A 12,571-nucleotide genomic window follows, 5' to 3' on the forward strand; every position below is an offset into this window, starting at 1 on the left:
ATGCACGACCCATTGCCGTTCGTCCCCCTCGATCGTTCGCGCCCCTTCCGGCGCCTGCCGGACACCGGCATCGGCGCTGCGTGTCGCGATGAAATTGTCAGCCGGTCGGTCGCTGGAACCGGATCGGCGGGGGGGCGCCCTCGAGACGTCCCCGGATCCAGGTCTCGAGCTCGTCCATCGGCATCGGGCGGGCGATGCCGTAGCCCTGGAGGTGACCGCAGCCGAGCTCGGCGAGCATCTTCTGCTCGCCCGCGGTCTCCACCCCCTCGGCCAGGGTGTCGAGGCCGAGGCGGTCGGCCATGGTGAGGATCGCCTGGACCATCTTCTGCTGCTCGGGGTCGGCGTCGATGCCGGTGACGAAGCTGCGGTCGATCTTGATCCGTTCGATCGCGAAGCGCCGGATCGAGGTGATCGCGGCATGGCCGGTGCCGAAATCGTCGAGGTCGAGCCGGCAGCCGAGGCGGGCCAGTCCGGCAAGGTTGCGGATCACCACGTCCTCGGATCCGTTCGCGACGACGGTCTCGAGAACTTCCACGACCAGCCGGTCCGGCGCCAGCTCGAACCGATCGAGCTCCCACCCGATGCGGTCGATGAGGCGGGGATCGGACAGTTCGTCCCCCGAGAAGTTCACCGCGACGCGCGGCACGGCGTAGCCGAGCCCGTCCCAGCGGCGCAGCGCGGCGAGGGCATCGCGCACCATGAGCGCCCCCAGCGAATCCATGCGGCCGGCGATCTGCAGCGCCGGCAGGAACTCCGCCGGGGAGACGAGGCCGCGGTCGGGGTGCTGCCACCGCGCCAGCGCCTCGACCCCCGTCAGCCGGCCGGTGCCGGCCTCGACCTGGGGCTGGAAGTAGGCGACGAATTCGCCCCGCTCCAGCGCGTCGGCGACCTGGTCGGCGAGGGCGTTCACCGAATCGGCCCGTTCCTTCAGGGCGGCGGAGTAGCTGCGGATCGCGCTGGGGCCGTTGCGGTGGGCGTCGAGCGCGGCGAGCGACGCGGCCTGCAGCATCGCGTCCGGATCGGCGCGGGGCAGGCGCACGGCCATCGCGAAGCCGATCGAGGCGCTCAGACGGATGCGCGCTCCCCCCACCTCGAACGGGTCGGACAGCTGCCGCTGCAGGCGGCCGGCAAGCTGCATCACCGCCGCGAGGTCGAGGCGGTCGCTCCCGCGAACCACCAGGCCGAAGGATTGGGCCGTGAGAGGCTGGATCACGTCGCCGGCGCGCAGCACCTCCGACAGGCGGCCGAGCACCCGCTCGCCCAGGTCGGACAGCACGCGGTGATCGAACCGCTCGGCCAGCGTGCGGTAGCGGTCGATCTCGATCACCATGGCGACGGGTGCGATGGGGGCGGGAGACGCCAGGGCGCCGCCCAGGGCGCGCAGGAGGGCGGCGCGGCCGGTCAGCGGCGGTCGGGCGATGGCGGACCGGGCGGAGCCGGAGCCGAAGCCCAGCAGAACGACAGCGGCGCTGAGGAGGGCGACGGCCGCGCCGACGGCGCCGCCGGCGAGGAGGCCGAGAAGGCCGAGCGCGGGTAGCGCGAGCGCCCGCCGCCCGCCGATCCGTCCCAGAAGGGAGCGCCAGAGGGCGGCGGCGCCGGCGTGGCCATGCTGGTGCGACATCCGTCCCTTCCGGTCTTGCGTCCGCACCACCCTAGAGGGCGCGGGTGACCGGGTCGTTAACGGGCGGGACCTTCGGGGCGCAGTCCCTGGAAGTCGAAGAGCGCGGGGTCGAGGAGGTGCGACGGCCGCGCCTGGCCGAGCGCCGAGAACATCTTCTGCCGCCGGCCGGGGCTGCGCCGCTCCCACTCGTCCAGCATCGCCTTGACCTGCTGGCGCTGCAGCCCGTCCTGCGACCCGCACAGGTCGCAGGGGATGATCGGGTAGTCCATCGCGCGGGCGAACCGCTCGCAATCCGCCTCGGCCACGTGGGCGAGGGGCCGCAGCACCATCAGGTCGCCCTCGTCGTTGAGCAGCTTGGGCGGCATCGTCGCCAGCTTGCCGCCGTGGAAGAGGTTGAGGAAGAACGTCTCGAGGATGTCGTCGCGGTGGTGACCGAGGACCACGGCGCTGCACCCTTCCTCGCGCGCGATGCGGTAGAGGTTGCCGCGGCGCAGGCGCGAGCAGAGGGCGCACATCGTCCGGCCGGCAGGCACCTTGTCGATCACGATGGAATAGGTGTCCGCGTACTCGATCCGGTGCGGCACGCCCATCCGCTGCAGGAACTCCGGCAGCACGGTCGCGGGAAAGCCGGGCTGTCCCTGGTCGAGGTTGCAGGCCAGCAGGTCGACGGGCAGCAGCCCGCGCCATTGCAGCTCCACCAGCGCCGCCAGCAGCGTGTAGCTGTCCTTGCCGCCCGACAGGCAGACCAGCCAGCGGTCGCCGCGCGTGACCATGCCGTAGGCGTCCAGCGCCTCGCGCACGTTCGCGACGATGCGCTTGCGCAGCTTGCGGAACTCCGTCGTCTTCGGAGCGCCGTTCAGCAGCGGGTGGATGTCGTCGTCGGCCTCGTCGAGCATGGGCGGCAGATACCGCGCGGGCCCCCGCCGGGCAAGCACGCAGCGCGGAACATCACCGCGCGCGGGCCGTTCGGTTGTCAGGAGCCGCGGGCGGGAGGCCGGCGGCGACATTCCTGACCCCCCGGAGGATTCCGATGCGACTGATCCCGACACTCGCCGCCGCGCTGGCGCTGCCGACCCTGGCTGCCGCGCAGGATGCCACCGCCAGCCTCGTCGGCGCCGACGGCGCGCCGATGGGCGAGGTGATGATGACCGACACGCCGAACGGCCTGCTGTTCGAGGTGCGACTGACCGGCGTGCCCGAGGGCGGCCACGGCTTCCACGTCCACCAGGTCGGCACATGCGAGCCCGATTTCGAGGCCGCGGGCGACCACTACGCGCCCGACGGCAACGAGCACGGCCTGATGAACGAGGCCGGCGCCCACGCCGGCGACCTGCCCAACGTCTTTGCCACCGCCGAGGGCGTGGTCGAGGCGGACATCGTCAGCGAGCGGCTGAGCGTGTCCGGCGACACGGGCGCGCCGCTGATGGACGAGGACGGCTCGGCCATCATGGTGCACGCCAACCCCGACAGCTACATGGCCGAGGCCGGCGCCGGCGACCGGATCGCCTGCGGCGTCGTCGAGGCGATGTGAGACAGGGTGCGGGGCCGGTCCGCCGGCCCCGCTTTACCAGGTCCCGCTCTACCAGGCCGGGGTGAGGTAGCGCGCGCTCGCCCAGCCCGAGGTTCCCTCCGGCAGGGACACCCGGAACCACGATCCCCGCTCTTCCAGGAAGAACAGGCGCTGACCCCAGTTCAGCCGCCGGACGATGCCGTAGTTCGTCCCCGGGCCGGAGCGCAGGTTGAGGTATCCGTCGTTCGTCCGCACGACCATCAGGTCGTAGGCGCGCTGCGGCCGGTACTCCCAGCCCATGTAGCCCGAATGCGCCCACCCCGTTCGGCCGTCCGACAGCCGTACCTGATCCCACTCGCCCGAGCTGCCGAGGCGGTCCACGATCTGGCCGCCGGTCAGCCGCTCGATGATGCCGTAGGTCGTCCCGGGACCCGCGCGCAGGTTCAGGAAACCGTCGTTCGTGTCGAGGACGTAGAGCGTGTCGGCCGCGGCCGGGGCGGCGAGAAGCATGGCGGCGAGCAGGGCGAGGGCGTGGCGGCGGTGCATCGGACGTCTCCCGGTCTGTCGACGGGCAGTCTGGCCGGGAAGGCATCGAAAGTCACCCCGGGCACTGACCCTACGGCACCGGATCGTAGCCCGAACCGCCCCACGGGTGGCACCGCCCGATCCGCCGCGCCGCCAGCCAGCCGCCCTTCAGCGCGCCGTGCCTCTCCAACGCCTCAAGTGCGTAGACCGAGCAGGTCGGCTGGTAGCGGCACGAATGCCCGACCCAGGGGGACAGGAGCAGGCGGTAGGCGCGGACGGGCAGGGCGAGGAGGCGGGCGCCCGGGCTCATCCGTGGACCCGCGCGAGCGCGCGGCGGAGGTCGTCCTGCAGGGCGACGAAGTCCCGCCCCGCCGTCTCGTCCCGCCGGCCGATCAGGACGTAGTCCCAGCCCGGCCGGCCCTCGTCCGGCAGGATCGCCCGGGCGATCTCGCGCAGGCGGCGTTTGGCGCGGTTGCGGGCGACGGCGTTGCCGACCTTCTTGGAACAGGTGAAGCCGACGCGGATCGCCGGATCCCCGTCGCCGCGGTCGCGGCCCTGCAGGCCGAGGGCGGGCACGCCCGCGCGGCGGGCGGCGGCGGCCTTCAGGAACTCGGACCGTTTCGACAGGACCGTCAGCCGCGGCCCGGGGTCCGGACGAACGGAAACCGCCGGCGCCCCCGTCTCCGGGGACGCCGGCGGCGTCATCTCGTCCACAGCGGGTCGGCTCAGGCCGACAGACGCTTGCGGCCGCGGGCGCGGCGGGCGTTGAGGACCTTGCGGCCGCCCTTCGTCGCCATGCGGGCGCGGAAGCCGTGACGGGCCTTGCGGACCCGGTTGGACGGCTGGAAGGTGCGCTTGCTCATCGCGGGTGCTCCACATCTGGTCGCGGGGCGCGGCCCCGTGAAACGGAAATCTCGAAGCCCGCTCCCTAAGGGGGGTCCGGGGGGCTGTCAACAGCCCGGAGGGCCGGAGGCGCCGGGAATCGCGCCCGTCCGGTAACGCGGGGCCACGGAACGGCGTAGAGAGGTCAAGGCGGCGTGAGAAGGCTGGCCGCGCCGCCCCCCGCGCGCCATGTCGGGCGCAATGGAAGGACGCACGATGACGGATCGACCGGACGCCGACGACCGCTCGCCCTGGCTGCGGCGGCTGCCGCTGATCGCGATCGCCGTCGTCGCCGTCGCCGGGTTCGTGCTGTTCCGCGACAGCCTCTCGTTCGAGACGCTGCGCGACAACCGCGAGGCGCTGCTCGCCTTCCGCGATTCGCACTACCTCGCCACCGTGGCCGCCTTCATCGCGGCCTACGTGGCCATCGTCGCCTTCTCGCTGCCCGGCGCGACCGTGGCGACGCTGACCGGCGGCTTTCTCTTCGGCACCTTTCCCGGAGTGCTCTACAACGTGGCCGGCGCCACGATCGGCGCCATCGCCATCTTCCTCGCCGCCCGCTGGGGCCTGGGCGAGCGGCTGGCGCGGCGGATGGAGGCGGGCGAGGGGCTGGTGAAGCGGATCAAGCAGGGCATCGACGAGAACCTGTGGTCGATGCTGTTCCTGATCCGACTCGTCCCCGCGGTGCCGTTCTTCGTCGCCAACCTGGTCCCCGCCCTCGTCGGCGTGCCGCTGGTCCCCTTCGTGGTGACCACCGCCCTCGGCATCGTGCCCGGCGCCCTCGTCTTCACCTCGGTCGGGGCCGGCCTCGGCGCGGTCTTCGCGCAAGGCGGCACGCCCGACCTCGGCATCATCTTCGAGCCGCGGATCCTGCTGCCGATCCTCGGCCTCTGCGCGCTCGCCGCGCTGCCCCTCCTGCTCAAGGCCGTGCGCGGCCGGAAAGGCGTCTGACATGGACCGGATCGAGACCGACATCTGCGTGATCGGCGCCGGCTCCGGCGGGCTGACCGTCGCGGCGGGGGCGGTGCAGATGGGCGCGCGCGTGGTGCTGATCGAGGCCGGCGAGATGGGCGGCGACTGCCTGAACTACGGCTGCATCCCGTCCAAGGCGCTGATCGCCGCGGCCGAGCAGGCGCACCGGATGCGCCATGGCCGGTTCGGCGTGACCGCCGGCGAGGTGCAGGTCGATTTCCCCGCGGCCAAGGACCACGTCCGCGCCGTCATCGAGGCGATCCAGCCGATGGACAGCCAGTCCCGCTTCGAGGGGCTCGGCTGCACCGTCATCCGCGCCCGCGCCCGCTTCGTCTCCGAAACCGAGGTCGAGGCGGGCGGGCACCGGATCAAGGCCCGCCGCTTCGTCCTCGCCACCGGCTCGTCGCCGCTGGTGCCGGACATCCCGGGGCTCGACGGGGTCGAGGTGCTGACCAACGAGACGATCTTCGACCTGCGCGAGCGGCCCGAGCACCTGCTGGTCGTCGGCGGCGGCCCGATCGGGATGGAGATGGCGCAGGCCCACCGCCGCCTCGGCTGCCGGGTGACGGTGATCGAGGGCAGCAAGGGACTGCCCAAGGATGATCCCGAGGCGGCGGCCATCGTGCTGGACGCGCTCCGCGCTGAGGGCGTGGAGCTGGTCGAGCGCGCGAAGGTCGAGCGGGTGTCGGGTGGGCCGGGGCAGGGGGTCACCGTCCACACCGGCGCGGGCGACTTCACCGGCTCGCACCTGCTGATGGCGGTGGGGCGGCGGGTGAACCTCGACACTGGGCTGGACGCCGGGGGGGTGACGCACTCGCCGAAGGGAATCGAGGTGGACAGGGGCCTGCGCTCGGTCTCGAACCGCCGCGTCTACGCCGTCGGCGACGCGGCCGGCGGAATGCAGTTCACCCATGTCGCGGGCTATCACGGCGGACTCGTCGTGCGCGCCGCGGCGCTGGGCCTGCCGGTGAAGGCCGAGACGCGGCACATCCCGTGGGTCTCCTATACCGACCCCGAACTGGCGCAGGTCGGCCTGACCGAGGCGCAGGCGCGCGAGGCGCACGGGGGCCGGCTGAAGGTGCTCCGGGCGAATTTCGATGAGAGCGACCGCGCGGTGGCGAGCGGCCGGCAGGAGGGCTTCGTCAAGGTCATGGCCGTGAACGGCCGCCCGGTCGGCGCCACCATCGTCGGCGCCCACGCGGGCGAGCTGATCGCGCCCTGGTGCATGGCCATCGCCAACAAGCTGAAGCTGACCGCCTTCACCTCGACCGTGCTGCCCTACCCGACGCTGCAGGAGGCGGGGAAGCGCGCCGCCGGCAGCTATTACGGCCCGCAGCTGTTCGAGAACCCGTGGGTGAAGCGGGCGGTGCGGCTGGTGCAGCGGTGGGGGAGGTAGACGGGGTGCGAGGGGACGGGGGTCTGTCGTCAGGGGCCAACTGTGTCGCACCGCTGCGCCACGCCCCGCCCGGAACAGCCGCACAAGCGGCCCGGGCAGCGGCTGGCCGCCCCCCGGCCAGCCGCTTGGGTGAGGCAACCGCGCGACAGCGCGGTCGTGCGGAGCTGCACGATAAATCACGGATAGCGACCGTCGAAAGCGGCTGACCGGCCATCCGCCGCCCTCCTGTCGAAGCCCCTTGAAGATCGAGCTCGCCGCGCCCCGGGCCTGACCCGGCACTTCTTCGGACCGCAGCGCACCAGACGCGCAGAGACTGCAAAAAGCCCCCTCCCGAATCGGGACTCTCCGCCGCAGCCCCCTCCCACTGACAAAACCGTGTTCGCGCCCTATCTCTAGCCCCACCCCCGCGAGAGGCCGCGCGCGCGTTCCGATGTTCAACACCCTGTCCGGCCGCTTCCTCGTCCTGACCCTCGTCTTCGTCATGCTGGCCGAGGTGCTGATCTTCGTGCCCTCGGTGGCGCGATTCCGCGAAGATTACCTCATGCTCCGGCTGGAGCGGGCGCAGATCGCCTCGCTCGCGCTGCTCGCCGACGACATCATCGACCCCGGGCTGGAGCAGGAGTTGCTGGACAACGCCGGTGTCTTCAACGTCGTGCTGCGCCGGGACGAGGTGCGCCAGCTGGTGCTGTCCTCGCCGATCCCGGCGCCGATCAGCGCCACCTACGACCTGCGCGACCCGTCCTCGTGGGCGCTGATCCGCGACGGCCTCGCCACGCTGGTCGACCCCGAGAACCGGATCATCCGCATCATCGGCAAGCCCGTGCAGGAGGGCGGTCTCCTGATCGAGGTGACGATGGAGACCGGGCCGCTGCGCGCCGCGATGCTGGATTACGGCCTGCGCATCCTCGCCCTGTCGGCGGTGATCTCGATCGTGACGGCCGCGCTCCTCTTCGTCGCCGTGCGCATCCTCATCGTGACGCCGATCCGCGGCGTCATCGAGCAGATGAACGACTACGCCACCGCGCCCGAGGATGCCCGGCGGATCATCGAGCCGACCGCCAAGGTGCGCGAGCTGCGCGAGGCCGAGAACGCCCTTCAGGCGATGGAGACGCAGCTGACGCAGTCGCTGAAGCAGAAGGAGCGTCTCGCCCTCCTTGGCTCGGCGGTGGCCAAGGTCAGCCACGATCTGCGCAACATCCTCACCTCGGCACAGCTGTTCGTCGACCGGCTGGAAGGGTCGGACGATCCGACCGTGCGCCGCCTCGCGCCAAAGCTCGTCGGCTCCATCGCGCGGGCGGTGAATCTCACGGAATCGACGCTGGCCTTCGGCCGGGCGGAAGAGCCGCCGCCGCAGCTCGGCCGGGTGGCGATCGCCCAGGTCGTCGCCGACGTGATCGAGAGCGAGCGGCTCGCGGCAGGCGAGCACGACGTCTCGTTCTCCGAGGACGTGCCGGTCGGCCTGACGCTGCGCGCCGACGGCGAACAGCTGTTCCGCATCCTCCTCAACCTCGTTCGCAACGCCCGCGCCGCCATCGTCGCGAGCGGGGAGCCGGGCGAGATCTGCGTGCAGGCGGCCGAGGAGGACGAGGCCTGGGTCGTGACCGTCACCGACACCGGCCCCGGCCTGCCGCCGAAGGCGAAGGAGCACCTGTTCCAGCCGTTCCAGGGCCGCGTCGCCAAGGGCGGCTCGGGCCTCGGCCTCACCATCGCGTCCGAGCTGGCGCGGGGGCACGGCGGAGAGCTGTCGCTCGTCCGGTCGGGGCCGGAGGGGACCGAGTTCCGCCTCACCCTGCCCAAGAGCCGGATCGACCTGCGCGCCGCGGCGGAGTGAGTGGCGGATGTCCCGCCCCTTCCCGATTTTTGCCGGAAACGCCCGCTCTCCTGCGACCCGCAGACAGAATCGCCCCATCCGATGACACAGACCGAAACACGACCGCTGACGCCGATCGAACGGGCCTGGGTCACCGCCGGCGGTCAGCCGAGGTCCACCGACGCGCTCCCGCCCGAGCGGCTGACCGACCGGCAGAAGCGCATGGCCGCGGCCGCGCCCGGCCCCGGCATAGACCCGCGTCTGCTCTATTCTATCGGCACCTTCGCGGTCATCCTGCTGACCGTCGTCACGGTGAAGCTGGCGCTCGGGGTGGGCTGGCGGATGCCGGGGGCAAACGTCCCGATGGCGACGGTCCCGGCCGGCGCCCTGCGGACGGACCAGCGTGATCCGCTGTCGCCGGCCCTCGAGGCGCTCGGCGCCGTCCCGGGCCCTGGGGCCGCGGTCCCGCAGGATCACGCCGGCGCCCTCGACCGCCGTCCCGCATCGGACTTCGCCACGTCACCTTACAGCGGACCACGGTCCGCCTCGCCGCTCCGCCGCGGCGGAGCGGGGGCGCCCTGACGTCGCTTCGATGGGTCCCCGGATTGCCCCTTGCAATGCCCCGGGCCGGCCGTTACATCGCACCCACCCCGCGCGCTGGTAGCTCAGTTGGATAGAGTACTTGACTACGAATCAAGGGGTCGGGGGTTCGAATCCTCCCCAGCGCGCCACTAGACCTTTCAAACACTACGCTTTATCAGAGGCTTAGCCGAAGGTACTCGCTGTTGAGGTGACACATGGGGTAACACATGCCTGTCACTCTCGTCCGATTCGGAGCATTCGAAGTCATCGCTCGCTACATTCTCAAGAAGTCCAATACTTGGTATTTTAGGCGTCGTATCCCGGATGACGTTCGGAGATACTATCCGCAAAGAACGAACGGGATGATCGTGCAGTCATTGAAGACTGCCAGTGAGGCTGAGGCGGCGACGGCTGCTCACAAGATCGCCCTCGAACAAGACCGACAATGGGAAGTTTGGCGAAGCGGGTCCCGCTCTACAACTGACGAGATTCGGAGGGCTGGAGAAGGCCTGCTTCAGAAAATTGGCCTCCAGCCAGGGGACTCCCGAAGGGCGACTGGCTATGAACTGCCGGTGGGGGAATTTGAAGACCTGCTAGCGTCATATTCCGACCGCCCATACCGCGAAAGTCTGCAAAAGGGCCTGTATCCTCCCCACGTCGAGCACGCAGCCCGGCTGTATTTTGATGAGAGACAGGCGCCGACTCTTCTAGAGGCTGTCGAGCAATACCAGAAGCTGACTGGCGTAGATAGAACCGAAAACGCAAGACGAGCGCGTATCAGAACGGCGCAAGAGGTTGCTGCGATCGTCGGTGATCTTCCAATTGATCAGTATACCCGGAAACAAGCTAACGAACTGGTAGAAGCGTTGCTGGCCAAAGAGCTTTCCACCAGCACCATAAGGCGGTATCTCAACTACATCACCCCGGTGATAAATACGATGCTGATCGAGAACGAGATCACGGCCAGCAATGCATTCAAAAACCTCCGTGTGCCCGGCTTTGGTAAAGACGTGGTTCGTAGGAAATCGATGGATCAGTCGGACATCCGCCGTATACAGAGTGCGTGCTACACGGCCGATGATGATATGCGTTGGCTGATAGCGCTAGTATCCGACACCGGTCTGAGATTGGCAGAGGCTGTCGGTCTTCATCGCGCGCATATCCGGCTGGATGATGATGTTCCTCATCTTGAAATCATTGAAACACCGACCCGACCGTTAAAGACTCCAAGCTCGAACAGGACGGTTCCTCTAGTCGGTGCTGCCCTATGGGCGGCGAGGAGGATTACCGAGGAGACAACCGGAGAGCACGCCTTCCCTCGGTACTCGAATGCTAAAGAATGCAAGGCTACCTCTGCCTCCAATGCGTGCAGTGCCTACTTCCGACGTCTTGAACTTGGGCCGGGAAAGACAATGCACAGCTTGCGCCACGCTTTCAGAGATCGGCTCCGTGAAGTCGGAGCGGAGGAAGAGGTTGCGGACCGCTTAGGCGGCTGGAGTCAGAACAAGACCGTCGGCCGGGGTTACGGTCAAGGACATAGCATCGGGTTTCTTCACAACTTGATGTTGAGGATCGTCATCGACTAACCATTACTCACGCTGGTCCTTTAGATCCGTCTAAAGCACCTGAAGCGATACCCGGACAATACTCGGCCAGACTAGGAGGTGTGACCGCCTCTGGGCTGGCCATTGGGCTGGCTTGAATCAGTCCAAAGGACCGAGTTCATGACCAAACAGAACCCCAAGTCTCTTCGCAGCGTTACGGCGGAGGACCTTCTCAACCGAACATTCCGTCCCCGCTTCGACGTCCTCTCCCCGTGGCTGCGCTCCGAAGAGTCCGCGGTGCTGTGGGCAGCGTCAGGGGTGGGCAAGACCATGCTTTCCCTCAGTATCGCGCTAGCCGTGGCGGGTGGTGGCAGGGTGGGGCCGTGGAACGCTCCCAAGCCTCTTAAGGTGCTCTACGTCGATGGTGAGATGAATCTGCAGGACGTCCGAGATCGAGTAGAATTGCTGGTCGGGACGGACGGGATACTCGGTACGCCGGAGGAGCAGAGCCAGGCGCTGAGTAACCTGACGATCACAGCTAGGCAGGACCAGACAGTGGGAAAGGCCTTCTACGATCTTACAAACCTCGACAGTCAAAACTGCCTTCTCGACCGGGTTCGTAGGGGAAAGATCAATCTGCTAGTGCTCGATAACCTAACCACGCTGACGGACGATCTAGAGGATGAGAACGCTTCAGTAGCCTTCAAGAAAGTACAGGACTTCTTCCTCAATCTTAAGAGACTCGGTGTCGCCACCATTCTCGTCCATCATTCGAACAAGGGCGGCAAGCAAATGCGAGGTTCATCGGCATTAGAAACGACATTCGAGGTGATCATCGGGCTTAAGAAACCGAGCATCGCACGGCCCGGACAGGCGAGCTTCGTTCTAGAGTTTGGCAAGTACCGGGCGCAAGGAGACCATAGTCTCGATACTCAGACTTGGACACTCGATGGCGGCCGATGGGTGACCTCAGCGCACCTCCCTGATGATCCTGCAGAGAACCCGTTCTTCAAGGCTCTCAAGTCAGGGAGGTATGTTAGCCATGCTGAGATCGGCCGAGCCTTAGGAGTTAACCGCTCGACAGCTCTTCGCAGAGTAAATGCTATCTGTGCGATGGGTCATTTATCAAGGGCTGAGGTTAACGAGCTGTTTCGAAGAGCCAAAGACCTGAGGGAGTTGGATGAGACCCCTGACGACGACCTAGAGGAGGAGGAACTTGAGGATCACCTTTGGTAAGTATGGGTGGTCCGAGAGAGGTTCACCTCTCGTCCAGTAGCTTCGGGGTGCAGCATGTTGCTTCGTTGCATTCTCTAGGGGCAACGCAACATGCAACCTCGGCAGCGGCGTTGAACAGCACCCCTTAGTCGTCTCACCCATGACGTCCCCCTCCGGCCATATGCTCCGCTCCCCAGCGCTGGACCGCCGGAAGCTGGATTTTTCCGGCCGTTGCTCCGCTCCCCAGCGCTGGACCGCCGGAAGCTGGATTTTTCCGGCCGTCTCACGATGACGGGCTGGTCGCGCCATCGGGAAAATGCATCGCGATCGGGACGTTGTATCCGATCGCGCTGTGGGGTCGGTCCTCGTTGTAGTGCCTACGCCAATCCTCGAGCTTTTCGCGGGCGTCGGCAAGGCTCATGAACCAGTGGGCGTTCAGGCACTCCGCCCGGAGCTTCGAATTGAACGCCTCGATGAACCCGTTGTCGGTCGGCTTGCCGGGGCGCGAGAAGTC

Annotated in this window: 14 protein-coding genes and 1 tRNA gene; 8 read left to right on the forward strand and 7 right to left on the reverse strand. The window is 68.2% G+C overall.

Translation table 11 applies throughout. From position 1 onward, the window contains the following. Nucleotides 1-97 precede the first annotated feature (97 nt). The gene (locus A37W_RS0110870; RefSeq protein WP_018303069.1) at nt 98-1,621 is read right to left on the reverse strand and encodes a putative bifunctional diguanylate cyclase/phosphodiesterase; all 1,524 of its coding nucleotides are present in this window, start codon (nt 1,619-1,621) and stop codon (nt 98-100) included. Between the two features lie 56 nt (nt 1,622-1,677). Next, nucleotides 1,678-2,517, reverse strand: a complete 840-nt coding sequence (gene ttcA / locus A37W_RS0110875) for a tRNA 2-thiocytidine(32) synthetase TtcA (protein WP_018303070.1) — start codon at nt 2,515-2,517, stop codon at nt 1,678-1,680. A 134-nt stretch (nt 2,518-2,651) separates the two neighbouring features. On the opposite strand from ttcA, the gene A37W_RS0110880 reads away from it, so the two are divergent. After that, nucleotides 2,652-3,152, forward strand: coding sequence for a superoxide dismutase family protein (locus tag A37W_RS0110880; protein ID WP_018303071.1), 501 nt, complete (start codon nt 2,652-2,654; stop codon nt 3,150-3,152). Between the two features lie 48 nt (nt 3,153-3,200). On the opposite strand, the gene A37W_RS0110885 is transcribed toward A37W_RS0110880, so the two are convergent. From A37W_RS0110885 to rpmH, 4 genes are all read right to left on the reverse strand, one after another. Then, entirely contained in the window at nt 3,201-3,677 is a 477-nt protein-coding gene (locus tag A37W_RS0110885; RefSeq protein ID WP_018303072.1) for an SH3 domain-containing protein, read from the reverse strand. A gap of 70 nt (nt 3,678-3,747) precedes the next feature. Next, entirely contained in the window at nt 3,748-3,966 is a 219-nt protein-coding gene (yidD, locus tag A37W_RS0110890; protein ID WP_018303073.1) for a membrane protein insertion efficiency factor YidD, read from the reverse strand. Next, nucleotides 3,963-4,361 (reverse strand): ribonuclease P protein component, encoded by a 399-nt coding sequence (rnpA, locus tag A37W_RS0110895; protein ID WP_026198431.1) that lies wholly within the window; start codon nt 4,359-4,361, stop codon nt 3,963-3,965. The genes yidD and rnpA overlap by 4 nt, the downstream gene beginning before the upstream one ends. 20 nt (nt 4,362-4,381) lie before the next feature. Then, nucleotides 4,382-4,519, reverse strand: coding sequence for a 50S ribosomal protein L34 (gene rpmH / locus A37W_RS0110900; protein ID WP_018303075.1), 138 nt, complete (start codon nt 4,517-4,519; stop codon nt 4,382-4,384). Between the two features lie 235 nt (nt 4,520-4,754). On the opposite strand from rpmH, the gene A37W_RS0110905 reads away from it, so the two are divergent. The 7 genes from A37W_RS0110905 to A37W_RS23250 all read left to right on the forward strand — a co-directional run bounded on the left by A37W_RS0110905 (nt 4,755) and on the right by A37W_RS23250 (nt 12,078). Next, on the forward strand, nt 4,755-5,489 hold the full coding sequence (locus A37W_RS0110905) for a TVP38/TMEM64 family protein (RefSeq protein WP_018303076.1): 735 nt from the start codon (nt 4,755-4,757) through the stop codon (nt 5,487-5,489). Between the two features lies 1 nt (nt 5,490). Next, nucleotides 5,491-6,906, forward strand: coding sequence for a dihydrolipoyl dehydrogenase family protein (locus A37W_RS0110910; protein WP_018303077.1), 1,416 nt, complete (start codon nt 5,491-5,493; stop codon nt 6,904-6,906). A gap of 430 nt (nt 6,907-7,336) precedes the next feature. Continuing rightward, entirely contained in the window at nt 7,337-8,737 is a 1,401-nt protein-coding gene (locus tag A37W_RS0110915; protein WP_018303078.1) for a sensor histidine kinase, read from the forward strand. Between the two features lie 81 nt (nt 8,738-8,818). Continuing rightward, nucleotides 8,819-9,298, forward strand: a complete 480-nt coding sequence (locus A37W_RS0110920; protein WP_018303079.1) for a hypothetical protein — start codon at nt 8,819-8,821, stop codon at nt 9,296-9,298. Nucleotides 9,299-9,370: 72 nt separating this feature from the next. Next, nucleotides 9,371-9,447, forward strand: a tRNA-Arg gene (locus A37W_RS0110925). Nucleotides 9,448-9,525: 78 nt separating this feature from the next. Then, complete coding sequence (locus A37W_RS23245) at nt 9,526-10,884, forward strand: DUF6538 domain-containing protein (RefSeq protein WP_081617091.1); 1,359 nt, start codon at nt 9,526-9,528, stop codon at nt 10,882-10,884. Nucleotides 10,885-11,022: 138 nt separating this feature from the next. Beyond that, nucleotides 11,023-12,078: an AAA family ATPase gene (locus tag A37W_RS23250; RefSeq protein WP_081617092.1), complete on the forward strand. Its 1,056-nt coding sequence runs from the start codon at nt 11,023-11,025 to the stop codon at nt 12,076-12,078. A 262-nt stretch (nt 12,079-12,340) separates the two neighbouring features. On the opposite strand, the gene A37W_RS0110940 is transcribed toward A37W_RS23250, so the two are convergent. After that, on the reverse strand, nt 12,341-12,571 hold a 231-nt coding region (locus tag A37W_RS0110940; protein ID WP_018302008.1), incomplete at its 5' end, for an integrase core domain-containing protein.

The organism is Wenxinia marina DSM 24838, assembly GCF_000379485.1.
Lineage (GTDB): Bacteria > Pseudomonadota > Alphaproteobacteria > Rhodobacterales > Rhodobacteraceae > Wenxinia > Wenxinia marina.